This window comes from Pontibacter sp. FD36 (assembly GCF_015686655.1).
Classification (GTDB): domain Bacteria; phylum Bacteroidota; class Bacteroidia; order Cytophagales; family Hymenobacteraceae; genus Pontibacter.
In genome coordinates, this window is sequence record NZ_JADPMP010000003.1 from 289,859 (window position 1) to 313,814 (window position 23,956).

At 48.6% G+C, this 23,956-nt stretch carries 18 protein-coding genes; 6 read left to right on the forward strand and 12 right to left on the reverse strand.

From position 1 onward, the window contains the following. Positions 1-268 precede the first annotated feature (268 nt). The 4 genes from I0P70_RS05970 to I0P70_RS05985 all read left to right on the forward strand — a co-directional run bounded on the left by I0P70_RS05970 (position 269) and on the right by I0P70_RS05985 (position 4,861). The gene (locus I0P70_RS05970) at positions 269-1,603 is read left to right on the forward strand and encodes an O-acetylhomoserine aminocarboxypropyltransferase/cysteine synthase family protein (protein WP_196115482.1); all 1,335 of its coding nucleotides are present in this window, start codon (positions 269-271) and stop codon (positions 1,601-1,603) included. Continuing rightward, entirely contained in the window at positions 1,603-2,661 is a 1,059-nt protein-coding gene (gene metX / locus I0P70_RS05975; protein WP_196115484.1) for a homoserine O-acetyltransferase, read from the forward strand. Before I0P70_RS05970 ends, metX begins: the two co-directional genes overlap by 1 nt. After that, positions 2,642-3,895: a homoserine dehydrogenase gene (locus tag I0P70_RS05980; protein WP_196115486.1), complete on the forward strand. Its 1,254-nt coding sequence runs from the start codon at positions 2,642-2,644 to the stop codon at positions 3,893-3,895. Before metX ends, I0P70_RS05980 begins: the two co-directional genes overlap by 20 nt. Positions 3,896-4,309: 414 nt before the next feature. Continuing rightward, entirely contained in the window at positions 4,310-4,861 is a 552-nt protein-coding gene (locus tag I0P70_RS05985) for a hypothetical protein (protein ID WP_196115488.1), read from the forward strand. A 95-nt stretch (positions 4,862-4,956) separates the two neighbouring features. Here the strand turns inward: I0P70_RS05985 and lysA are convergent, their stop codons facing one another. The 9 genes from lysA to bioB all read right to left on the reverse strand — a co-directional run bounded on the left by lysA (position 4,957) and on the right by bioB (position 17,977). Then, positions 4,957-6,102 carry a diaminopimelate decarboxylase gene (gene lysA, locus I0P70_RS05990; protein ID WP_196115490.1) on the reverse strand — a complete coding sequence of 382 codons (1,146 nt, stop codon included), beginning with the start codon at positions 6,100-6,102 and terminating at the stop codon, positions 4,957-4,959. Beyond that, positions 6,095-7,426: an aspartate kinase gene (locus I0P70_RS05995; protein ID WP_196115492.1), complete on the reverse strand. Its 1,332-nt coding sequence runs from the start codon at positions 7,424-7,426 to the stop codon at positions 6,095-6,097. The genes lysA and I0P70_RS05995 overlap by 8 nt, the downstream gene beginning before the upstream one ends. 308 nt (positions 7,427-7,734) lie before the next feature. Beyond that, positions 7,735-8,934, reverse strand: coding sequence for a beta-ketoacyl synthase N-terminal-like domain-containing protein (locus I0P70_RS06000; protein WP_196115494.1), 1,200 nt, complete (start codon positions 8,932-8,934; stop codon positions 7,735-7,737). Between the two features lie 84 nt (positions 8,935-9,018). Beyond that, positions 9,019-11,394 (reverse strand): T9SS type A sorting domain-containing protein, encoded by a 2,376-nt coding sequence (locus tag I0P70_RS06005; RefSeq protein ID WP_196115495.1) that lies wholly within the window; start codon positions 11,392-11,394, stop codon positions 9,019-9,021. Between the two features lie 150 nt (positions 11,395-11,544). Continuing rightward, positions 11,545-13,008: a LamG-like jellyroll fold domain-containing protein gene (locus I0P70_RS06010; protein WP_196115497.1), complete on the reverse strand. Its 1,464-nt coding sequence runs from the start codon at positions 13,006-13,008 to the stop codon at positions 11,545-11,547. A gap of 568 nt (positions 13,009-13,576) precedes the next feature. Continuing rightward, the gene (gene bioA, locus I0P70_RS06015; protein ID WP_196115499.1) at positions 13,577-14,893 is read right to left on the reverse strand and encodes an adenosylmethionine--8-amino-7-oxononanoate transaminase; all 1,317 of its coding nucleotides are present in this window, start codon (positions 14,891-14,893) and stop codon (positions 13,577-13,579) included. A gap of 95 nt (positions 14,894-14,988) precedes the next feature. Beyond that, a complete protein-coding gene (gene bioD / locus I0P70_RS06020; RefSeq protein ID WP_196115501.1) occupies positions 14,989-15,603 on the reverse strand; it encodes a dethiobiotin synthase in 615 nt (204 codons plus the stop codon). After that, positions 15,600-16,733: an 8-amino-7-oxononanoate synthase gene (locus I0P70_RS06025; RefSeq protein WP_196115503.1), complete on the reverse strand. Its 1,134-nt coding sequence runs from the start codon at positions 16,731-16,733 to the stop codon at positions 15,600-15,602. Before I0P70_RS06025 ends, bioD begins: the two co-directional genes overlap by 4 nt. Before the next feature lie 245 nt (positions 16,734-16,978). Further along, positions 16,979-17,977, reverse strand: a complete 999-nt coding sequence (bioB, locus tag I0P70_RS06030; protein ID WP_196115505.1) for a biotin synthase BioB — start codon at positions 17,975-17,977, stop codon at positions 16,979-16,981. Positions 17,978-18,284: 307 nt separating this feature from the next. Here bioB and I0P70_RS06035 point away from each other — a divergent pair, with 307 nt between their 5' ends. Together I0P70_RS06035 and I0P70_RS06040 are read left to right on the forward strand one after the other, a co-directional pair. After that, positions 18,285-19,031, forward strand: a complete 747-nt coding sequence (locus I0P70_RS06035) for a multidrug transporter (protein ID WP_230392020.1) — start codon at positions 18,285-18,287, stop codon at positions 19,029-19,031. Between the two features lie 56 nt (positions 19,032-19,087). Beyond that, positions 19,088-20,230, forward strand: coding sequence for a DEAD/DEAH box helicase (locus I0P70_RS06040; protein WP_196115507.1), 1,143 nt, complete (start codon positions 19,088-19,090; stop codon positions 20,228-20,230). 145 nt (positions 20,231-20,375) lie between these two features. On the opposite strand, the gene I0P70_RS06045 is transcribed toward I0P70_RS06040, so the two are convergent. From I0P70_RS06045 to I0P70_RS06055, 3 genes are all read right to left on the reverse strand, one after another. Then, on the reverse strand, positions 20,376-22,043 hold the full coding sequence (locus tag I0P70_RS06045) for an alpha-amylase family protein (RefSeq protein ID WP_196115509.1): 1,668 nt from the start codon (positions 22,041-22,043) through the stop codon (positions 20,376-20,378). A 97-nt stretch (positions 22,044-22,140) separates the two neighbouring features. Then, positions 22,141-22,587, reverse strand: a complete 447-nt coding sequence (locus I0P70_RS06050; protein ID WP_196115511.1) for a GNAT family N-acetyltransferase — start codon at positions 22,585-22,587, stop codon at positions 22,141-22,143. Continuing rightward, complete coding sequence (locus I0P70_RS06055) at positions 22,587-23,915, reverse strand: toxin-antitoxin system YwqK family antitoxin (protein ID WP_196115513.1); 1,329 nt, start codon at positions 23,913-23,915, stop codon at positions 22,587-22,589. Before I0P70_RS06055 ends, I0P70_RS06050 begins: the two co-directional genes overlap by 1 nt. Positions 23,916-23,956 lie beyond the last annotated feature (41 nt).

The following is a 23,956-nucleotide window of genomic DNA, read 5'->3' on the forward strand; positions in this document are numbered from 1 at the left end:
CAAAACCAACACCGCTTTTTTTACGATCAACTACGGCAGCCCAACTGCCACAAGCTCGTCATGCCTTTGCACATGCTGCTGTCATGTGTAATTCCATGTGCATGTGTTGCTGCTGTTGCTAGCGCGACCAATCCCCAATTTTTTTTTGCTGCAATAATGTCTCGCCACAGGTATAGCCTGTGAGCATACGCCTGTAGCCTCCTCTTTCTTCTTGTCTTAGAACAAGCTAATCTATTCTATACTTTTCAAAATTTTAAACAAAACGACTATGTCTAATTCACTTCATTTCGAAACACTACAGTTGCACGCCGGCCAGGAAATCGATCCAACAACCCGTTCCCGCGCCGTGCCTATTTACCAGACTTCCTCATACGTTTTCAAAGATGCCGAGCATGGTGCCAATCTGTTTGCACTGAAGGAGTTTGGTAATATCTATACCCGCATCATGAACCCAACCACCGATGTGTTTGAAAAGCGCATCGCAGCATTGGAAGGTGGAGTTGCAGCGGTGGCCGTTGCCTCGGGGCAGGCAGCTCAGTTCATTGCGCTCAACAACATCTTGCAGGCGGGCGACAATTTTGTTTCCACCAGTTTCCTGTATGGTGGTACTTACAACCAATTCAAGGTAGCCTTTAAGCGGCTGGGGATAGAGGTGCGCTTTGCTGAAAGCGACGACCCGGAGAGCTATGCACAGCTGATCGATGAAAACACGAGAGCCATCTACACCGAATCCATTGGCAATCCGCGCTTCAACATACCTGACTTTGATGCGATTGCGGCCATTGCCAAAAAGCATGATATTCCGCTGGTAGTGGATAATACCTTCGGGGCCGGTGGCTACCTGTTCAGGCCGATTGAGCATGGTGCCAACGTGGTCGTGGAATCTGCTACCAAGTGGATCGGCGGACACGGTACCAGCATCGGCGGTGTGATCGTGGACGGAGGCAATTTTAACTGGGGGAATGGTAAATTCCCGCAGTTCTCTGAGCCTTCGGAGGGCTACCACGGACTTAACTTCTGGGAGGTGTTCGGCATAGACGGACCTTTCGGCAATGTCGCATTTTCCATCAGGGCAAGGGTAGAGGGGCTGCGTGACTTCGGTCCGGCATTGAGCCCTTTCAATTCTTTCCTGCTGCTGCAAGGATTGGAAACACTCTCGCTGCGTGTGGACCGCACCGTGCAAAATGCGCAGGCATTGGCCGAGTGGTTGGAGCAGCACGAGCAGGTGGAAAGCGTGAACTACCCGGGACTGCCGTCCAGCAAGTACCACAACCTGGCAAAAAAATACCTGAAGCGAGGCTTTGGTGGCGTGCTATCCTTTAACCTGAAAGGCGACAAGAAACAGGCGGAAGTCTTTGTGAACAGTCTGCAACTGGTGAGTCACCTGGCCAATGTAGGCGACGCGAAATCGCTGATTATCCACCCGGCCTCTACAACCCACCAGCAGTTATCGGAAAAGGAGCAGCAGAGTGCCGGTGTGACACCTACCTTGCTGCGACTGTCTGCAGGTATAGAGCACCTTGACGATATCAAAGCTGACCTGGAACAGGCTTTTGCCAAAGTACGGCAGCACCACGAAGAACCTGTATTGAACGAAGCATAATGCCTGAGCAACTAGTATTTCATTACCAGAAACAATTTCAACTGGAGTCGGGGGCATTGCTCCCTGGCTTCCAACTGGCCTATACAACCTATGGACAACTCAATGAAGACCAAAGCAATGTGGTGTGGGTATGCCACGCCCTCACGGGCAGCTCGGACTTCACCGACTGGTGGAGCGAATTATTTGGTGAGGGAAAACTATATGACCCGGCGGACTGGTTTGTGGTTTGTGCGAACACCCTGGGTGGCTGCTATGGATCCACGGGACCACTTGCAGTTAATCCGGAAACGCTCCAGCCCTACTACCATAGCTTCCCGCAACTGACAAACCGGGATATTGTGCGTGCCTTCGATCTGCTGCGGCAGGACTTAGGTGTAGCCCAGGTGCATACCCTGCTCGGCGGTTCGCTGGGTGGGCAGCAGGCACTGGAGTGGGCTATCTTGCAGCCAGAGGTTTTCAGGAATCTGATCCAGGTGGCATCCAATGCGCGACATTCTGCCTGGGGCATCGCTTTTAACGAAAGTCAGCGCATGGCTATCCGGCAGGACCCAACCTGGCAGACCAGCACAAGCCAAGCAGGTATAGCGGGCCTTAGAACGGCCCGCGCCATCGCCATGCTTTCCTACCGGCACTATACCTGCTACGAAGCGAGCCAGCAGGAGCCGGGTAACAGCATCACCGACGATTTCCGAGCAGCCTCTTACCAGGTATACCAGGGCGAAAAACTTGCCCAGCGCTTCAATGCCTATACCTACTGGCTGCTTTCCAAAGCCATGGATTCACATAACATTGGTCGGGACAGGGGAGGTGTTGAAAAGGCGCTAGAGCGGCTTCGGGCTAAGACCCTCTTTGTCGGAGTAGACACGGATCTGCTTTTCCCGATAGAGGAGCAGCAGCAACTTCACCGGCTGGTGCCAGGTTCCCGTTTCACGCAGCTCCGATCCGGCTACGGGCATGATGGCTTTCTGGTAGAAACGGCACAACTCACGCAGGCTATCCGGGAATTTTATGAAACAGAAAAAGTAAAGCACAGACACTATGAAAATACAGAAGTTTAAGAAACGCATCGGGCTGATTGGCTTCGGCTGCGTAGGGCAGGGCCTTTATGATGTGGTGGAAGCCAACCGGCACCTGGGCTGGGAGATCGGAAGTATCTGCGTGAAAGACAAAGACAAGCCGCGCACCTTACCCGCCGCTGCCTTTACTTATAATGTGCAGGAGGTGCTGCAAGATCCGAGCTTGGACATTATCGCTGAACTGATCAGCGATCCAGAGGAGGCGCTCGGTATACTCAGACAAGCCCTGCAGCAGGGCCGAACTGTTGTGTCTGCCAACAAAAAAGTAATTTCCGAAAACCTGCCGGAGTTGATCAGCCTTCAGCAGCGGCATGGGGGTGTACTGCTGTACGAAGCCTCTGTTTGCGGCAGTATACCTGTGTTGCGCACGCTTGAAGCCTACTATGGATCAGAGCCGTTGGTGGAGGTACGAGGTATACTCAACGGGTCCTCCAATTATATACTGAGTAAACTGCACGCTGAGCGGGGAAGCTACCAATTGGCTTTGGAGCAGGCGCAGGCCTTAGGTTTCGCTGAGGCGGATCCTTCCCTGGATGTCGAGGGGGTAGATGCGTTGCATAAGCTCTGCATTCTGGCAGCGCATGCCTATGGGGTACTGGTGCATCCGGAGGAGGTGCTGCATTTTGGTATCCAGCACATAAACACTGAAACCGTAGAGTTGGCTGATGCCTTGGGTTCCCGTATCAAGCTGATCGGGTCTTTAAAAGCTACTGCTACGGGGCAAGTCGCGCTTCAGGTGCTACCCACACTTATACCCACGACAGATGCTCTGTATGGTGTGGAAGCAGAATACAATGGACTTGAAATAGAGGCTCAGTTCGCAGGCAAGCAATTTCTACGAGGGCGAGGGGCTGGAAGTCACCCGACCGGCTCGGCTGTGTGGGCTGATATTACTTCGGCAGTACGGGGATATCGCTATACCTATCCGAAGCTTTGCACCAGCCAGACAACAACGGCCTCCGGAGACGAGCAGATCACAGTCCTGCTCCAAGTACAGGGGAGGTCTATTGAAACGTGCATAGAATTGCTTCAGTCGACCCTGCACTATCAGTCTCCGGACAAAAGCCAGGTTGTTCTTTCGGTGACGCCGCAGCAACTTAAGCTGCACCAGACCTCCTTAAAGTTGCAAGGTGTATTTGTGGCGGTTATCCCGGCAGGTATAGCACTTGATAAAATACCAGAGCTGCTTGCACGAACGGAGGCAATACCTGCATAATATGTGCTGGTATAGCTTCAGACCCCAGGTGTGAATAAGTGTAGAAAGTGGAAATTATTCCGAGGATGGTTTATAAGAAAAATTCAATTAAAAAATTTTAAGAATAGCAATTTTGAATTGCACATTAATTGTATAATTATATTGTGATAAATCGGGTTAAGACCTTTATAATAACATTTTAAAATATTTATGCAAATAACGCTATCATTTTCATCTGTTTATGGTTTTACTATCGTACAATGAATATTCATGGACGATACATAATACCCGACGGCAATGAAAACCTATATACCTTGGATAAGCACTCTACTTCTGATAATTATATTTTCATCCTGTAGAAACGACAATGTTTCACCGATCCGGAATGTCCGATTTGACCCCGGTTTGCTAAATCCGCTACAAGCTGGCGGTGGTATGCCCTGTATCGCACATACCTATTATTATAACGATGCAGAAAAGTCGCTGGGAACTGTATACAGCGGCATGATACTCCTGTCTTTTAGCCAGGAACTTAGCCACGAAGAGGCTACAGCTGCAGCTGGGCAGTTTGCTTTTATTGAAGAGTTGGGGCAGCCGATCCATACAAACTCTGCTCGTTTATACCCTGCCAAGTTAGCGGCAGGACTCAGTTGTCAGCAGGTAGAAGGAGCGATATCCGAGGTGTCAAAGGATCCGGCAGTAGCATACGCGGCTCCTTATTTTGAGTCCGCCGGAGGTCAGCTATTGGGTATATCGAATGAATTTATTGTAAGTGTAGAAAGTGGCCGGCAGCCAGCTGAGCAGGTGATCAAACGCCTGACTGCAGCGACCCGCACTGAATTAGTAACTGAGCTGAACGCTAATACTTTTGTATTGCGAGCCGATAAAAATTCGCGTGGCAATGCGCTCGAGATGGCTAACTTCTTTCATAAGCAGCCGCTCATAAAACATGCTGAACCAGACTTTGTGGTTTCGGTCAGCATGTAAAGTTTTTGATTGTGATGGTTTTGGGTTAAGAGTGAGAAAGCCCCGGTTCCTTGACTGAAACCGGGGCTTTCGTTTTATCAAAGGCGATTCAAAAACTAACTAAGGTATACGGCAGCTGCTTTGTCGCGCAGGTTGTAAGCCGAAGCCATCACCTCGCCATAAGCGCCCGCTGTGCGTATCGCAATCAAATCACCGCGATTGGTTTCTGGCAGCACCACGGCCTTACCAAAGCAATCAGACGATTCGCAGATCGGGCCTACAACGTCATATTTGTCCTCAAGGCCTTTGCTAGTCAGATTCTCTATTTTGTGGTACGACTGGTAAAGTGCCGGACGTATAAGCTCTGTCATACCGGCATCCAGAATGGCAAAGTTAGTCGACACACCTTTCTTGATGTACAGTACTTTGGAGATAAGCGTGCCGCTCTGGGCTACGAGTGCGCGTCCCAGTTCAAAGTGCACCTGCTGGTTCGGACGCACTGCCAGAAACTGATTGAACAGCGAGAAGTAAGCCTCAAAATCAGGTATAGGCTGCTCGTCCGGACTATAGTAGTCCACGCCAAGACCACCGCCTACGTTGATGTGCTCCAACTGCACCTGCTGCGACTCGAACCAGTCCTGGAATTCGTTTACACGGGTACACAGGTTTCTGAAAGCTGACAAGTCTGTTATCTGAGAGCCGATGTGGAAGTGCAGGCCGATCAGTGACAGGTTAGGAAGTGATTTTAGCAGCGTCAGCACATCGGGTAGTTCCCAGGCATTGATACCGAACTTGTTTTCTTCCAGCCCTGTGGTGATGTACTTGTGCGTATTGGCATTCACATTCGGGTTGATGCGCAGCGCTACACGGGCCGTTTTGCCTTTTGCCTCCGCCAGCTCGTTCAGAACGATCAGCTCATGGCTCGACTCACAGTTGAAGCAGAAAATGTTTTGATCCAGGGCGTAGTTGATCTCTGCATCGGACTTACCCACACCTGCGAACACCACGTGATCAGCCGGGAAGCCATTTTCAATAGCACATTTCACCTCGTTTCCGCTCACGCAGTCGGCTCCAAAGCCTACTGCACGCATCTCACTCAGGATTGGGCTGTTGGTGTTAGCCTTCATGGCATAGTGTACCTGAAAGTTATATTTGGCCGCCTCCTGGCTGGCCTGCTGCAGGGTTTGGCGCAACAGGTTGAGGTCGTATACATAAAAAGGAGTGGCGTGCTGTTGCAACTCCTGCACAGATAAATTAAGCATTGCTGTTGTTCCTTTCAAAGATGCCCTCATTCAGCAGGATGAGAGATCTTTCTTTATCGGTTGTGTTGATGAGTAAGCTAATGTTGTTTTTGCTTCCGCCATAAGAGATCATGCGCAGCGGAATATCACGAAGCGATTCGAAAATCTTCAAGCCGGAGCCGCTGCGATCGGCAATAAAATCGCCCACGATACAGATGATAGTCTGGTCCTGGTCAACCTCTACCTGTCCGTATTCCTGAAGCTCACGCGTGATCTCGGCCAGGAACTTCGGGTTATCAATAGTCAGCGAAACAGCCACCTCGGAAGTTGTGATCATGTCGATCGGCGTTTTATACCGCTCGAACACCTCGAACACGCTGCGCAGGAAACCATAGGCCAGGAGCATGCGCCCTGACTTGATCTTGATCGCCGTGATACCGTCTTTCGCTGCTACCGCCTTAATACCACCCTTTCCGGTCTGGGCTGAGATGGTGGTACCATGTGCCTGTGGCTGCATGGTATTGAGCAGTCGCACTGGAATGTTCTTCTGCTTGGCTGGCAGTACGCTGGACGGGTGCAGGATTTTGGCTCCGAAATAGGCAAGTTCTGCCGCCTCGTCAAAAGACAGTTCCGCGATTGGGAACGTGTTTTTCACGACACGCGGATCGTTGTTGTGCATGCCGTCAATGTCTGTCCAGATCTGGATTTCGCTGGCATCGGCGGCCGCACCAATCAGGGAGGCCGAGTAGTCTGAACCGCCACGCTTCAGGTTGTCCACCTCACCGAATGCATTGCGGCAAATGTAGCCCTGTGTGATGAACAGCTTCATATCCGGATACTTCTCTAGCTCCAGTTTCAGATTCTTGCTGATATAGGCATTGTCTGGCTCCTCGTTCTCATCGATCTTCATGAAGTTAAGGGCCGGTAACAGTACCGAAGGTATGCCCTGCTCCTCAAGGAAGAACTGGAATAGAGCCGTTGACAGCAATTCGCCCTGTGCCAGCACGGCACGCTCTTCGTAAATGGTGAAGAGGTCGAGCGTAAATGAGCGTATATGATCAAAGTGAGTGGCGATCAGCTCAAGCGCCTGTTTTTTCTTTTCATTGGTGGTGTAGAGTTCTTCTACTACCTGTTTATATTTATCGTGTAGCGCATCGATGAGCGCATTTGCTTCCTGGTTGGCATTCTGGTAGAGCTTCTCAGCAATCTGTACCAGCTGGTTGGTAGTGCCCGACATGGCCGAGAGCACTACAATCTTTGGCGATCCATCATGGATGAGATCCGCCACCGCTTTCATTCTTTCAGCCGACCCCACAGAGGTGCCGCCGAACTTTAAAACTTTCATCTAATCAGTTTGAAATAAAGGGTATAGTCAGAAGATGGTCAGGTATAGCCTTTTGCAGGATATAGGATGAGCAAAGTCTGACTGCAAATTTAGTAAAAAGCAAAGATTTTCAGCAGGGTTATACCTGTTGGGATTAAAAAAGAAAGGGCAGCTTTTTAAAGCTGCCCTTTCTTTAGGAGGTTTCTTAAAGTTAATTTTTCATGATACGGGTCGTCGACTCCATGCCTTCGCCCACTACTTTGATCAAATCGCTTAATGGGTTCGGCTAAACCTGTGTAGCCAGTTCACGTGTCAGACTTTAGCTTTTTCTAAATCATGGAGAGCACTAAACTGGCAGCATTTCCACCAAACCCTGCAGCATTCACCAGAATACGATTGATGGTGTGAGGTGGGCGCTTTTGCAGTATAGAGCTATAGCCTGGATATACGATTGACTGCTGCTCAAACAAATGCAAGGCGTACTGTACACTAAGAGCTCCAGAAGAGCCTAGTGTATGGCCTAATAGATGCTTATTGGTGGTGATAGATGGTATATTGTCTTGAAACAAAGCTTGAATAGCAGATAATTCAGCTTTATCACCTGCTCTGGTGCCAGGGGAATGAGTTATGATGACATCAACGGATTGATCATGTAAAGGTAACTGAGAAATTGCTTGCCGCATGGCCTGCTGAAAGTTAAGGCCTTCTGCTGAAATTCCCGTTTTACTTTTTATCTGTTCAAATCCGAAGCCTAAAGCTTCAATGATCACACTGCCTTTCTCAAGTTGAGCAGAAGGCACTTTTTCGAGAGCAAGCACAGCTGCACCTTCGCCGAGCATAAAAGTATTTTGACCCGAAGTACCATAAGGTTGACAAGGGAAAGGTTGATCCCATAAGGTAGAATAAATACCGATTGCTTTCATTTGTGCAATGGTAAAATTGGTAAGAGGTGCTTCAGTACCTCCCGCCAAAAAACGCTGGGCCATACCTGCCCTTAGCCAGGCTACCCCATTAGCTATCGCCATTAGGGCTGTGCTGCAGGTAATAGAGTGACTGATTTGAGCACCACCAGCCTGAACAGCATGTGCTACCCAACTCGACAAATTACCTAAGGTAGTGGTTGGGGAAGCCGTAGCAGAAAGCGTACCCTGTTGGTAGGCCTCAAAATGCTGTTCCGTCAGGCCTGTCGCTCCACGTGAGGAGCCCACATTTACGGCCAAATCTTCCCGTGCTTCGCTCTGATTGTAAGTCCAGCCAGCTTGTATTACTGCCTGCCTAGCAGCAAAAATAGCCAATAAAACAGACCTGTCCAGTTGGTGGTAATTTGGGTTTTGTGATACAAGTTGTTGCAGTTGAGATTCAGCCCCTGCTGAAAGTGTAGCGACAGGCGTCGGTCTGCCTCCATGCTGGACATACGTGAAAACAGGCTTGCCATTCACGTAAGACTGAGAGGTGGACCATACATCATATCCTAACGGTGAGATAGCACCGTAGCCCCTGATGACAACATGTTCTTTAGCTCTTTCCAATAGGGTACAAAGGTATAAACAAAGATCGTGGTGACAAGCTTAATACCTGCCACCACGATCTAATAATTTGCTTAATTCTAGCAATTACCTTTGTTTGACCAGCTTAGTTGTAGTGTCCATGTTAGCGCCTTTTATTTTAAGGAAGTAGACGCCTGTTGCTAAGTCTTGAGTCGGTAGCTCAAGTTCAGTGAACCTCCCTTCGATGATGATCTTGCGTTCTAAGATCACGCGCCCCTGTACATCCATTATCATCACTTGTGCCTGGCCTATCTCTTCGGTCGCCAACTCCACCCGAACATACTCCTGGGATGGATTCGGGTAGGCTTTTACTGAAGCGGCATTTGCTTTGATATTGGCAGCCACAGTCTTGCTATACTCAAACTTACCATCAAAATCCACCTGGCGCAGGCGGTAGTAGTTGGTGCCAGTACCTGGGTTTGCGTCTTTAAAGGTATAGAAGTTAGTCAGGCTACTCGTGCCTTTGCCTTTTACAATGCCAATTTTAGTAAAAGTACGTCCATCATTGCTGCGCTCTACCTCAAAGCGGTCATTGTCAGTTTCTGAAGCAGTGGTCCAGTTTAATACTACTTGATTGTTCTGTGCAGTGGCTTTGAAGGAGGTTAGTTCCACTGGGAGGGGGTTTATAGCGCTTAACAATAGACTGTAGGTTGCTGAGTTTGTTGCCCTAACACCTAAATTATCTGTTGCTGTGTACGTGAAAGTCGCAGGTGCCTTGAACGTTTTTGCTATCTCAAAACTAAGTGCTTCCGATTGAGCAATAGTTATTGTTTGACCTACAGTTACAGCTACATTATCTAGAAACAATCTGCCATGAGAGGATTCTGGAAGAGAAAGAATTGTGAAAGAGGCAACTGTGCCATCTGAATCATTTCCTTCTAGTTTACTTATAACTTGTATTTTAGGGTCATCTAGTTCGTACTCAATATTCTCAGCCTTCGGCGGGTGTGTAACAGGTATAGAGTAGGTTGCAGGCGATGCTGAAGCTAAGCCTTCGTTGTCAATAGCGCTAAAGGTAAATGTGGAAGTGCCTGAGTATCCTGTTACAGGTCTGAAGGTTAGGCTATTTAGTATTCCATTGGTGGCAGTGTAGGTAGTATTCAAGTTGCTGCTAGTTACAGCAGTGCCATTAATAAAAAGTGTACCTGAAGTAGGCAGGGTGTTAATTCTGAAAGAAGCGATGGATCCGTCTGCATCTGTTGCGCTTATCGGATTAATGACTACAGCAGTACTTACTTCATTAGAAATTGCGGATGTAGTTGAGTTAGCATTAACTATCGGAGTTTGGTTGTATCTTATCTCACAGACAGAGTGAACGTTTACTGATCCGCCTGTGCTGGCTGTATAACCAAAGTGTACATTAGCGTTACCCCCAAAGATGCTTGCGACAATATCATTAGTATAACTAGTGCGTAGAACATTGTTAAAATATACCGACATGGTGTTGGTATCTCTATTCCAAACAATTCGTATGGCATGCGTATTCCCGTCTTCTACGTTTACATTGGCGCTGCTCATCTGCACTGGAGCTGTTGAAGTAGCAGTAGCACTAGATGAGTTAGTAACAATGCCGTTCCAGAAGAAGTTTGTATGGTCAAAAGATGGTTCGGTACCGTTTTGATAAGTATCAAATTCTACCCCAAAAGATGGAGTGATACCTTGAAAGCCTAAGCCTTGTCCAATTGCCCCCGAGGCGAAGGCAGGGTTTGTGGTTGTTCTCTGAAAACCAAAAGCTATTCCGTCAGCGCCAGCATTGTTGTCACCGAAGTAAGCATTAAAAGTAATCTCGAAGGAATTGTTCAGGCTAATTGTGTTAACACTCCATACTTGTCCTTGTTGGTTGCCTGTGGCTGTTGTAAGGCGGTAGCAATTTTCAGCAGTTTTAGTAGCTGTTCCGCTCGCTTGGTACAAGTCATCGTTTATAGTGATAGTAACAGATACGGTAGATCTACCTCCTCTTGCATCTGTAAGTATTATATTTCTAGTGTAAGTCCCACTTACTACCGTATTGTTATTTACAGTAATAGCGCCTGTTGTAGGGTTAAGCGTCAGAAAGCTTGGAAGTGCAGTGCCTGATATTACCGCATCAGTGATGGCGCCATCTGGGTCTGTAGCAGTGGCCACAACTGTTCCGCTTTTTAATGCAAGTCTTGCGTAAGAAGCACTCAGATAGGAATAAGTGGCAGGGTTATCTGGAGTAACAGTAGCCACTACTTCTCTTCTGCCGCTCTCACAACCTTGTGCATTTACAGCAGTAACATAATAACTGGTAGTAGTGCTTATTTCGGGAGTGGTAAAGGTAGCTCCTATTGCTCCGCTTATCGCATTGTTGCCAGTAGCTCCCGTGTACCATTGGTATCTGCCGCCAGCCGGAGCGCCAGAAACTCTTAGCTCAACTGTGCCTGTACCGTGTCGAGAAGGAGCGCTCACGATTGTTGGCATAGAAGGTGCAGGATTAACTACAACTGTGGTATAAGCTGGCTCAGACGAACAACCGTTTACAGTAACCACTAAGCTATAAGTGCCCGCATTAGCAACAGTGGCATTAGCTCTGTTTGGGGTTCTGTCTGTTGAAGTCCAGCCTCCAGGTCCTTACCAAGCATAGGAAGCTCCAGTAATTGATGGAGTTGACAGAGAAATTGTACCGCCTTGGCATACTATAAATGGTTGGTTTATACGGCTATATGGGTTTCTTAAATTATTGACCTCAGTTGATGTTAATGCTCTATCATAAACATATATATCATCTAATTGACCCTGAAAATAGCTGCTAGTTGGTTCTGACGGCCAACCTCCTAGGTTATCATACCCAATTCTGAAGTATCCATTAAAGTTTTCAGTTGTAGTATACGTGGAGTTGGTTGCTTGTTGAACACCGTCAACGTATAAAACCATTCCAGTACTAGATATTGTTGCTACTACATGGTGCCAGTTTCCATCGTTATATCTGTTGGAAGTATTAATAGTATTATAGCCACCATTATAAACTCCAAAGTATAGCTGACCATTATCTGCCATATAAATATGGCGGTCGTATTGAGAACTTGAACCTGTGCGGCTCCCCCCAAATCCCGCTAGTTTACCTCCCCTGTTGGTAGTCGTATTAAACCATAGGCTTATTGATAGACTTCTTGGATTGTAGGTATTTGGCGTTGTAATGTTATTAGTTGAGCCATTGAAATTATAGGCACTATTTGCATTCCCAAATCGATCAGCCGAGGAAGTGGCACCTGATACAGTACCATTGTTATTTCCAGAAGCATCATCAGCATTGCCGCTAAAAGGGTAAGAAAAAAGAAGGCCGTTGGTTGGGGCAGTTGAGAGGTTTGGGAAATCATTCACAGTGACTGTTATGCGCGTCCTTGTACTCTGACCACATGAATTGCCAGCACTTACATAATAGTCCCTGCTGCTAGTTAAACTAGGAGTATTGAAAGAAGTGCCCTCATATGTTGGTGTAGTACTTGTATTTGAAGTATACCAGCTATATGTAACTCCATTAATAGGAGAAGATACACTAAGTGTAGCTGTGCTACCAGAACAAATTGGTAAAGCGTTTATTGATGGTGAAGAAGGAATAGCTGCATTAACTGTTAGTGTTGAAACTGAAGTCTCGATGTCTTGCCAACCGCTCCAGCAAATCCCAAAACCAAATGTTGTACAGTATTCATATATAGCTTTATATCTTTTGTTGTTATCGCCAGCATTTGCGATAAAGGTATAAGTACTGTTAGTCGCTCCTTGTATATTATTCCAATTGGTCCCATTAGTACTGACTTGCCATTGGATTCTCCTGATATTACTCTGAGATATATCTGCTCTGAATGTAACCGAAGAACCAGCGCACACAGTCTGAGACTGTGCCTTAGCCGTTCCAACCGATAATACCAACAGACCCAAAAATGCAAGCGCCAACTTCGCAGACCATCTTGCTCTACTTGATATCGACATTAAATTAGGAATAATTGTTTTGAGCAAATCATCTAAACCAGCATACAGCAGGTTAATGTAATAGATAATGTATTTTGTACTAAAAAAAGGTAAAGTTGGTCTCATACACGACTGGCAATAAGCTTATTATTTGGTTTTATGGTTACTGTTTAAGTTCAATTTTTTAATGTTGTTAGAACATTGAACTAAAAGTGTTTGAACCAATAAGGGAAATTATTATGCCAGTTATATTGAAAGTTATAAGTGATGGGGTTTAGTTGCTATATATGTGCTATGTTATTGAATATTAGGTATATTGAATTTATGTTAATAGAAATTTTTTTTAAAATTATTCTGCCTTTCAATAACCTTTTAGATTGGTTTTCCATCAATGGGATATTTTTTCCAAGAATTGGAATTTATTATCAAATAGGTTAAATGTATTCTCTTGTTATTGTATAAATCTGTGCTTTTATGGTAATAGAGCGGTGATGTAGAACTCAGAGGGTTGTTATTGTATAATTTTGCCTCGAATGGAAACTGATGCAATGTAAGAATGGGAAATAAGGGCGAGAGTAGAATCGCCCAAGTGAGAACGAAGCGTTATACGCCAGCCTATTAAGGTTAAGAACAGAAATCTAGTCCAGTGTAAAAATTAGCTAATATGTTCTAAAATGCCTTAAATATGGTATGCTTAATCGTGAAGCGTAGTCTGCTTGGGCGGATCGAAATAACGCTGACCTGTAATCAACTCCTGCATGCCCGCTATGGTCAGGTATACCTGGTCGAGCTGCTCGTCGGTGATGCAGTAAGGTGGGATGACATAAATAATGTTGCCAAGTGGTCTTAGAATGACGCCTTGCTCAAGTGCAAAGCTGTAAAGCGTATCACCTAGTTTATTGAAGTAAGAGGTACCATCCGCCTCAAACTCTACAGCTAATATAGTGCCTTGCTGTCTTGCTTCCAATACTTTAGGCTTATCCCTAAACTGATCGGCAAAAGCTGCGTGGCGCTGGCTGATGCGCGCGATATGCTGCTGTGTTTCATCCTGCAGCAGTAAGTCCATGCTGGCCAGGCCAGCGGCACAGGCAACTGGATTACCTGTGTAGCTGTGTCCATGAAACAGTGTCTTGTGTTTGTCGTCGCTTAAGAAAGCTTCATAGATTTTTTCGTTGCAGGAGGTTGCCCCTAAGGCCATTGTGCCACCTGTGAGCCCTTTCGATAGAGTAAGCATGTCAGGCTTGCGCTGCAGGTAGTCGCTGGCGAAGGTGCGGCCGGTGCGGCCAAAGCCGGTCATCACTTCATCGGCAATGGTCAGGATGTCGTGTTGCTGGCAGATGGAGAGCAGTTGATCAAGCTTGGATGGGCTATACATGACCATGCCTGCCGTACCGAGCACAAGTGGCTCGTAAATAAAAGCGGCTATGTCTCCGCCGTGGGCATAAGCTTCCAATTGCTTTACGGTCTCCTCTTCCTGCCCAGGTATAGGCACATCGATGAAACAAACTTCAAACAAATAAGACCAGAACGGAGCCGTGAAAGCACTGCGGGCACTCACAGCCATGGCGCCGAAGGTGTCGCCGTGGTAGCTATCACGAAAGGCGATGATTTTACGCTTTGGTATACCTTTGTTCTGCCAGTACTGGATCGCCATTTTGAGTGCGACTTCTACCGCCGTCGAGCCATTGTCAGAATAAAAAATGCGACTCTGGCCTTGGGGGAGTATTTGAAGCAGTCGTTCAGCAAAGGTAACAGCAGCAGGATGGGTGAAGCCAGCGAAAATCACATGTTCCAGTGTTCGCAACTGCTCGGCTACCTTTTGCGCGATGTAAGGGTGGGCATGGCCATGCAAATTTACCCACCACGAAGCGACTGCATCTATATAGCTTTTTCCGTTCTCTGCAAATAAGAGCGCCTCTTCGCCCCGTACGATCGGTATAGGGAGTGCGGCGGTTTTCATTTGCGTATAAGGATGCCAGATGACATTCTGGTCGCGTTCAGCTAGGCTCATTTTTGAATGAGTGAGTTAGTGATAGAGTAAATGAGTGATTTTTAGTAGAGTTTACTCAACAGGCAATCTTTAAGTTTATCCTTTGTTATACAGGTTTACAGGTAAGGTACAAAACTCTTAGCATACTCAGCTACAGCCTCTTGGCAGAAGTCGGCTTCCTGACGGATGGACGGCAGACGGCGCAAACCTGTATACTTGATTATAAAGTCCTCAGATGTTTGGTTCTCCTCGCCGTTGAAAATAATGCCTGCCACCGGCACTTTGCGGTAACGCAATACCTCTGCCGTGAGCAAGGTATGGTTAATGCTGCCGAGGTAGTTTCTGGAAACCAGAATCACTTCCAAGCCCAGTTGCTGCACCAGGTCCAGCACTAAATAGCGTTTGTTCAACGGCACCATCAAACCACCCGCGCCTTCAACGATCAGGTTGTTCTGGGTTTCGGGAAGCTTCAATCCGTGCACGTCAATTTCTATACCTTCAGCGGCTGCCGCTTTGTGCGGAGAGGCGGCCATCTTAAGGCGGTAGGCTTCAGGGTGAAATACGGATTTCTCATTTGAAATAAGACTTTTAACCGTGTCTGTATCGGTAAAGTCTAGACCGCCCGCCTGCACGGGTTTCCAGTAGTCGGCCTGCAGGGCTTCGGTGAGAATGGCTGCGGCAACTGTCTTGCCAACGTCCGTTCCGATGCCTGTTACAAAATATCTTTTCATGTACCTTTCGCTATGGCCTGCACGAGGCCGTCAATTTCTTCTTCACTATTATAGGCATGCACGATCACGCGGAGCCGTTCTGTACCAATGGGCACAGTAGGGGGCAGCACGGGGCGCACATCAAATCCTGCTTGTTGCAGCGCAGCCGCCAACACCTTGAGTTGCCGGGACTGTTGCTGGAAAACAGATAGGATCACACTGTCTTCCGGGGTGCAGCGAATGCCGCTAAGTTTGTTCAGTTTCTGGTACAGTCGGGTCGCGAGTTGCTGCACGTGCTCACGCTCAGGCGCAAGTTCGGGCAGCAGGGTATAAGCGCACTTCAGGGCCACCAGCGCATGCGTTGGCAGACCTGTGGTGTAAATAAATGCTCTACTATAGTTAATCAAAAAGTCGCGCAGCACCTTGGGCCCAACCACGGCTGCCCCGTGACTGCCCATGGCTTTGCCATAGGTGATCACTTGCGCAAATACCTGGTCCTGCAGCCCTAGTGCCACTGTTAATCCTTCGCCATTCGGTCCGTACAAACCCACAGCATGGGCCTCGTCTACAATCAAAGCAGCACTGTGCTCATTACATACCTGAGTCAGCTCCTTTAGCGGGGCTTTGTCGCCATCCATGGAGTAAACCGATTCCACCACCACGTATACCTGACCGGAAGCGAGCTTCAGCTTTTGACGCAGGTCTTCCACGCTGTTGTGGCGGAAGGCGTAGGTTTTGGCAAAGCTCAGGCGCAGACCGTCTTTCATAGAAGCATGGCTGGCCTCGTCATAAAACACGGTATCACCGCGCTGCGGCAAGGCAGACAGCAGGCCCACGTTGGCCGTATACCCCGAATTGAAAAGCAAAGCCGCCTCCCCCTTGTGGTAGGTCGCAATGATACCTTCCAACTCTTCGAAAAGGCCGTGGTTGCCGGATAGCAGTCGGGAGCCCGTTGCCCCCAATGGTAAATGTCTATAGTGCTCCTCTTCCTTGTGGATAAGTGCCCGCAGTTTCTCACTGCGAGCAAGGCCGAGGTAATCGTTGGAGCAGAAGTCAACTAGTCCGGCGGTGGTTTTGAGCGTACGCAAAGTATCCTGTACTGCCCGTTCCGCCAGCTTCTGCTGTAGTTTATTTTTCAGGACATCAGACATGGGTTAGAACTCAGTTTTCTGATTTCAATATAGGGTTAATGTCTTGATGCCTCTAAAGTTTAGAGATCAAAATAATGTCATCTCCTGAAGTATGACATCGGTATCATCACGATAGTGCTTTGACACCGAGATTCCCTCTTGAGAGAGGCAGGGGTGTGTTATAGCTATTGCCTTAATCCTTCGACCAGGATCCTTTCAGGATGACAGAGCGAAGAGGCTTTCCGGCAATTTTTATCACCAAAGTCCTAGCAAACGTGCTGTGCTTCTTCTTTAAAGGACTTTCTTGGAGTAAGACCCAACAGGTCAAACATGGCTTTATCGGCGTCGAAGTCCGGGTTCGGCGTCGTCAGAAGCTTTTCGCCTGTGAAGATGGAGTTTGCACCGGCCAGGAAGCAAAGGGCTTGATCGGTTACACTCATGCGCTCACGGCCTGCTGACAGGCGTACCATGGTCTTCGGCATCAAAATACGGGCAGTGGCGATCATGCGGACCATTTCCCAAACGGTAACCAGCGGCTGGTTTTCCAGTGGCGTGCCTTTTACCGGTACCAGCGCATTTACCGGTACAGATTCCGGGTGCTGCACCAGGGTAGACAAGGTATGGAGCATGCCGATACGGTCCTCGTCAGTTTCTCCCAAACCGATAATGCCACCTGAGCAAACGGATATACCTGCCTTGCGCACGTTCTCAATCGTATCGAGACGGTCGTCGTAGGTACGGGTCGTGATGATGTTGGAATAGTTTTCCTCAGAAGTGTCGAGGTTGTGGTTGTAGGCGTACAGGCCAGCTTCTTTCAGCTTTTCAGCCTGGTACTCGTTCACCATACCCAAGGTACAGCAAACTTCCAGTCCCATCTCGTTTACACCTTTCACCATGTCAAGCACTTTGTCGAAGTCGCGGTTGTCGCGCACTTCGCGCCAGGCGGCACCCATGCAGAAGCGGGTAGAACCGCCGTCTTTGGCACGCTGAGCCGCTGTAAGTACTTGCTCCTGGCTCAACAGTTTGTGCACATCCACACCCGTGTGGAAACGAGCTGCCTGCGGACAGTAAGAGCAGTCTTCCGGACAGCCACCGGTTTTCACTGACAACAAAGTACATACCTGCACCTCACCAGTAGCCTGGTGCTGTTTATGTACATTGGCTGCTTCTACAATCAGTTCCAACACCGGTTTATAGTAGATCGCTTTGATCTCCTCCAGTGTCCAGTCGTTACGTATGGCTGCGTTTAGTCCGTCTTGCGTCATGTTTATCGGGTTTGGATTACGAAGATAATTTGAAGATTTAGGAATAAAAAATCAAGGTTGGGGGTATGTTCAGTGGATAACTTGTTAACTATTTAAGCACATGTACTATTTCTGTGGAAAAAATGGTTTGTTAATTTGTTGGGAAGCAGCTTTTGGTAGGGCTGCGCGACCCTTAGGCTGTGGAAATAAAGTTGAAGCCGGACTTGCTGGTTGATGGCCTCAGGCTTTGTACAGGGCAACAGAAGAAGGGATTTTGGGGTATACCTGAATCTGTAAATTGTACCGATCTCTTCTTCATCGTTGAAATATGCATTTGACCTCTACTTCTCCTACCACCACACCCTTGTTGCTTTCCCCTGAAAATGTGCTTCGGAAGCTCGCTGTCATTATTTTCGTGCTGCTGCTGGCTGATATTGCAGGAATCATACTGGAGAGTGTGTTGCAATACGAGTCGAGGCTGACCCGCTTGCTGGTACACTATTTTAATTTCAACGGCGAGAGCAACATACCTGCTTTTTTCTCTTCGGTGATGTTGTTAGCGGCTAGTGGACTCCTCTTTCTGATAAACCGTCAGCAGAGAAACGCGGCACAGGAACATTATACCCGTCATTGGTTTATCTTGGGGTGCATCTTCCTGTTTATGGCCATCGATGAGAACACACAGATACACGAGCGGGTGGCGGATTTTGTGCGTCCGCGTCTGGCAACTGACCTGTCGGGTATGCTGCATTGGGCCTGGGTGGTGCCCTATAGCGTGCTCACATTGGCTGTTGTTGCTTATTTTATCGGGTTTGTGCTTCGCCTGCCTACTTATACCCGTAACCTGATCCTGCTGTCGGGGGCGCTGTTTGTGGGCGGTGCGCTCGGACTGGAGTTTTTTGAAGGCTACCTGTACAAGCGCTACGGACTTGATCACCTGTACAACCGCATCCTCTACTGCCTGGAAGAGTTGATGGAAATGTCAGGGGTAGCGCTGTTTATTTATGCGCTGCTCGACTACCTGACAAGATATGGCACCCAGGTCCTGATTGCTCCCAAAAACAGAGACGTATAATATGTGTACCTTTGCCGGTGCGCGGGCAGGTCGCCCGGCGATCTATACCTGAATCTATGTCATTTTCGTCATTAGGCCTTTCGGCACCACTGCTTCGTTCCATTCAAGAGCAAGGCTATACTGCTCCTTATCCTATTCAGACACAGGCTATACCTGCCATTCTGAAAGGTAAGGACCTGCTAGGTATAGCCCAGACGGGTTCGGGCAAGACGGCCAGTTTCGCGCTGCCTATACTGGAGCTATACCAGCAGAAGCAGGCCGGTCGCAACCGCTATGTGCGCACACTGGTGCTAGTGCCGACACGCGAACTGGCAGTACAGATCGAAGAGGTATTCAAAGCTTTTGGCAAAGGACTGGACAGACCGGTGAAGACACTGGCCGTGTATGGAGGTATCTCGATCAACCCGCAGATGATGAAACTGAGTGGTACAGATGTGCTCGTTGCCACACCTGGCCGACTACTCGACCTGATCGAAAACAAAGCGGTGCACCTGTCGGAAGTGGAAACGCTGGTGCTCGACGAGGCTGACAAAATGCTGAATTTGGGCTTTCAGGAAGAGGTAAACAAGCTACTCGGCATGTTGCCTGCCCGACGGCAAAACCTCCTCTTCTCAGCTACACTGAGCCAGGATGTGGAGGATTTGATCAGCAAACTCCTGACAGATCCGGTGCGGGTAACCGTGCAGGAGGAGGCCACGGTGCCGGAGTTGATCAAGCAGGTGGCCTACCAGGTAGGACCCGAGAAAAAGGGGCCGCTGCTTCGTTACCTGATCCGGCAGCACGACATGCAGCAGGTGCTGGTATTTGCTTCGTCCATCCGCACGGCCGATAATGTGGTGGGTAAACTCAAAAAGCATGGAATTGAAGCCGCCGCTTTTCACGGTGACAGAAGTCAGGGCGGTAGAACAGAGGCGCTTCGTCAGTTCAAGGCCGGCAAGCTCCGCGTACTGGTCGCCACCGATCTGGCCTCACGAGGTATAGACATCAAGTTCCTGCCCTATGTGATCAACTACGAATTGCCACGCTCTCCAAAAGACTACGTGCACCGCATCGGCCGCACCGGTCGTGCCGAAGCCTCTGGCGAAGCCATTTCGCTGATTACGCCAGAAGATGCGCATCACTTCAAGATCATCCAGAAGAAAATGGGAGTAAGAGTAGAAATACTGCCGACCGACGAAATCGATTTGCAGGGGCAGTAAGAAATCATGGCTGCAAACGCCATGTAGAGGGGAGGCAGCGATTCCTTTTTTACCATCCTAAAAGGATCTTAGTATAGTTTCCCCCTACTTCCACCAGTAGCATCTGATTACCTCAGGCACCCATACTTATGCCATTCATGCTTTTCTAACTCTTCTTGAGCAAGTGACTCAGGTCACCGGTCCGGAACCAGCGATAGCCGTAGGCGTCTAAGGTGATATAGTGCCTGCCTTTGTCGTCGGTCTCACTTTCATAATTTACCATCAGGTCGACCAGCTTTTGCTCTTTTTCTTTTTGGCCGTTTTGCTTTTGCTTTAAGTCTAAAATTACCTCGTGCGCTTTCTCATCGAAGTTGTGCAGGATAATCAGGGAGCTGCCTTGCCAACTGTAATGCATGCAGAGTACCTTCGGTTTGTTCGTTTTCAGGATTTGCCAATCGCCAAAGCCAATCTCGGTACACTCCTGCCTTAAGCGGATCAGGGCTGTCATCCAGTTTAGAAGTGAATTAGGTTCACGGCGCTGGTTTTCTACATTCACATGGTGATAAGAGTAAGGGCCTTTGTCGATGACAGGATGCACCAGTTTGTCGGCTTCGGAAAAACCCGCCTGGTGGTCATCGGTCCATTGCATTGGTGTGCGCACGGCGTCCCGTTCATTGAGGCTCAGGTCATCCCCCATACCTATCTCATCGCCATAGCGGATAACGGGAGTGCCCGGTAAAGAGAACATCAGGCTATAGGCTAACTCACTTTGTTGGCGATTTCCCAGCATGGTAGAAAGACGACGGCGGATGCCCCGATCATAAAGCTGCATGTCTTTATCCGGGGCGAAGCGGGCAAAAACCTTTTCACGCTGTTCATCAGTTAGGCGACCCAGGTCCAGTTCGTCGTGGTTGCGCAGGAAGTGAGCCCACTGCACCGTAGGCATGTGGGTGCGTGTTTCTTCCAGGGCCTCTACCAGAGGCTCTATTTCACCGGTTGCTAAGGCGTAAAACAGATGCTGGTTAACATAAAAGTTGAACATCATCTGAATGCCATCCCCTTTATCACCAAAGTATTTTTTAGTTTCTTCGGGGAGTACGTTAGCTTCGCCCAGCAGAATTGCATCACCACGCCGCCACTGCAGAAAGCGTCGCATGTCGCGCAGGTAATCAAAGTTCAGTTCATGGTTATCAGAACCCGGTACCGGCGACTCGATCATAAAAGGCACAGCATCAACCCTGAAGCCGCAAACTCCTAATTGCAGCCAAAAGCCCATGATGCGCTGAATCTCTTCACGTACCTTGGGGTTGTCCATGTTAAGATCGGGCTGAAACTCGTAGAAGCGGTGGAAATACCAGGACTTCGCTTTCTTGTCGTAGGTCCAGGTAGATTCTTGCACCCCCGGGAACACCATGCCCTCATCCCAGTCAGAAGGTTTCTTCTTAGACCATACATACCAGTCGCGGTGCTCGGCATCTTCGCTGCTGCGCGCATCCTGAAACCAGGGGTGCTGGTCAGAGGTATGGTTCACCACCAGATCGATGATGACCTTGATGCCGCGCTTGTTAGCCTGGTGCATGAACTCTACAAAGTCGCCGCTGGAGCCGTGCCGTTGATCGACACCGTAGTAATCATACACATCGTAACCGTTGTCTTTGTTGGGGGTAGGTTGGAATGGGGCTAGCCAAACGCAGTCGATGCCCATGGCGTTGAGGTAATCGAGACGGCGGGCCAGACCTGCAAAGTCACCCACGCCATCGCCGTTCAGGTCCATGAATGTTTCGAGATCGAGGCTGTAGATGATGGCGTTTTTGTACCAGAGCTCTTCAAGCATAGTGAATCGGTTTTGGTTGGTTAAAACTTGATTCGTCTATACGGGAGTTTGGCGTTGAAAGTCGGGAGGGGAGGTATAAGTTTAGTTGAGCTTTTCGTTAGCGCTTTGGTTTGACCTGCCAGTCTTCGTAACGCATTTCAAATTTGATTTCAGAACCACCGTGTATACCTGTCTGGCGCCAGCCTTGCCGACGATAAAAGGCCTCGGCTCTTGTGCCGGGGTCGGTGCCTAGCCAGATTGGTTCTTTCGTTTGCCGGAAGTACCAGTCGAGCATGATGCGGTGCAGTTGCTTGCCTATACCTTGGCCTTCAAATTCCGGTAGCATAAACAAAGCCCACACATTATGCTCCTGCAGGTCGATGATTGAGAAGCCAACCACTTGACCATCAACTTCGCATACCCAGCCTTTACCGCGCTCCGTCAGGTATAGCGCGCAAAGTTCGTCTGTCACCAGCGCCGGGTCGGAGAGAATGTTTTCCTTTACCGAATGGCGGATGATCTGGAGTTGGGGAATGTCGGCGGTGGTAGCTTCGCGTAAGATCATTACTTCTCCTTCTCCTCTACAACTTCACCATTCCGGTAAAGCCTGGTCTTGTATACCTTGCCTTCATCGTTGTGGTATTTCCAGGTGCCGGTGGCTCTGTTGTTGCGGTGCTGGCCCAGCACTTCTACTTTGCCGTCTTCAAAGTATTGTTTGTACGGCCCGAAACGCAGGCCATCTTTGTAGCTGGTTTCAGACTTCAGCTTGCCGCTTTCATAAAACTCCTGACTGCTCACAATCTTGCCATCGCCTTTGCCATAGGTATACTTCGCCTTGGCCTGACCATTTTCATAGTAAACAATGCGCTCCCCGGTCATTTTGTCGGCGTTGTAGGTTTCAGCTACTTCTACCTTCTTGCCCGGAGCATCATAGTAGGTTTTCCAGCTGCCAGAGCGTAGTTTGTTTTTGAATTGCTCCTCAGCTTTTATGTTGCCGGAAGGGTAGTAGGTTGTGATCTTGCGGTCATCGCCATTATTGCTGTATTGACCTTCTTCCTTCAGCTTGCCATCTTCAAAGTATACCTGTGAAAGACCCTGTATCTGCCCGTTGCGGTAAGTGATCATGCTGCGCAGGTTGCCGTTCTCGAAATATGACTTAGAAGGTCCGTGCATTTTGCCAGAGACAAAGCTGCCCTCGGTGCTGAGTTTTCCGCTGCGGTAGTAGCTCTTGAATGTGCCGTTACGCTGACCAGCCACATTGATCACTTCGGTTTCGAGTTGACCATTATCAAAGTAAGTCTTGTAGGACCCTTCCAGCATACCGTTGCGATAAGTGGCCTCCGTCTCCAAATTGCCGTTGTCGAAGTAGGTTTTGGCTGGACCGTTCTGCTGGCTGTTCTTGTAAGTGATCTCTGATTTCAATTTTCCGTTCGGGTAAAACTCCCGCACCAGCCCTTCAGGGAAACCGTTTACAAAAGAGGTTTCCTTACGCACCTTGCCATCCGCATAAAAAGTCTTGAACATGTCGCTCTGCTGGTCCTTATCGTAGCTGCCTTCCTGCAGCAGACGGCCGTCCGGATGGAAAGCCTTGAAAGGTCCCTGTTTCTGATCCTGCACGTAGGTTACCTGCATGCGGGGCTGTCCATTCTGGTAGAACTCCGTGAATACACTGTCCTTTTTGCCCTCCACAAATTTGGCAAAGGCTTCCCGCTCGCCGGTAGGGTAGTAGCGGTTGTAATAGCCTACAATGGCCGAGTCCGGTGTCATGTAGTACACCTCCTTCACAGTGGTCATGGATCCGTCGTGATAGGTTACCACTTTGCGTTGAGCCTGCCCGAAAGCAGCAGCGCTGATGAGCAAAACTGCAGGTAAGATTGAAAGCAATTTAGACATAGGTAATTAATCTGTCTGGTAATTTTATAATTAGCAGCACA

What these genes read in the sequence shown, in the direction of transcription:
- lysA (WP_196115490.1), bottom strand. Translation starts at nt 6,102, where the DNA reads ATGCTTAATTTATCTGTGCAGGAGTTGCAACAGCACGCCACTCCTTTT.
- I0P70_RS06055 (WP_196115513.1), bottom strand. Translation starts at nt 23,915, where the DNA reads ATGTCTAAATTGCTTTCAATCTTACCTGCAGTTTTGCTCATCAGCGCT.
- I0P70_RS05995 (WP_196115492.1), bottom strand. Translation starts at nt 7,426, where the DNA reads ATGAAAGTTTTAAAGTTCGGCGGCACCTCTGTGGGGTCGGCTGAAAGA.
- I0P70_RS06050 (WP_196115511.1), bottom strand. Translation starts at nt 22,587, where the DNA reads ATGATCTTACGCGAAGCTACCACCGCCGACATTCCCCAACTCCAGATC.
- I0P70_RS05980 (WP_196115486.1), top strand. Translation starts at nt 2,642, where the DNA reads ATGAAAATACAGAAGTTTAAGAAACGCATCGGGCTGATTGGCTTCGGC.
- I0P70_RS06025 (WP_196115503.1), bottom strand. Translation starts at nt 16,733, where the DNA reads ATGTCTGATGTCCTGAAAAATAAACTACAGCAGAAGCTGGCGGAACGG.
- I0P70_RS06040 (WP_196115507.1), top strand. Translation starts at nt 19,088, where the DNA reads ATGTCATTTTCGTCATTAGGCCTTTCGGCACCACTGCTTCGTTCCATT.
- bioB (WP_196115505.1), bottom strand. Translation starts at nt 17,977, where the DNA reads ATGACGCAAGACGGACTAAACGCAGCCATACGTAACGACTGGACACTG.
- I0P70_RS05985 (WP_196115488.1), top strand. Translation starts at nt 4,310, where the DNA reads ATGCCCTGTATCGCACATACCTATTATTATAACGATGCAGAAAAGTCG.
- I0P70_RS06045 (WP_196115509.1), bottom strand. Translation starts at nt 22,043, where the DNA reads ATGCTTGAAGAGCTCTGGTACAAAAACGCCATCATCTACAGCCTCGAT.
- I0P70_RS06005 (WP_196115495.1), bottom strand. Translation starts at nt 11,394, where the DNA reads ATGCCAACAATCGTGAGCGCTCCTTCTCGACACGGTACAGGCACAGTT.
- metX (WP_196115484.1), top strand. Translation starts at nt 1,603, where the DNA reads ATGCCTGAGCAACTAGTATTTCATTACCAGAAACAATTTCAACTGGAG.
- I0P70_RS06035 (WP_230392020.1), top strand. Translation starts at nt 18,285, where the DNA reads ATGCATTTGACCTCTACTTCTCCTACCACCACACCCTTGTTGCTTTCC.
- bioA (WP_196115499.1), bottom strand. Translation starts at nt 14,893, where the DNA reads ATGAGCCTAGCTGAACGCGACCAGAATGTCATCTGGCATCCTTATACG.
- I0P70_RS06010 (WP_196115497.1), bottom strand. Translation starts at nt 13,008, where the DNA reads ATGAGACCAACTTTACCTTTTTTTAGTACAAAATACATTATCTATTAC.
- I0P70_RS05970 (WP_196115482.1), top strand. Translation starts at nt 269, where the DNA reads ATGTCTAATTCACTTCATTTCGAAACACTACAGTTGCACGCCGGCCAG.
- bioD (WP_196115501.1), bottom strand. Translation starts at nt 15,603, where the DNA reads ATGAAAAGATATTTTGTAACAGGCATCGGAACGGACGTTGGCAAGACA.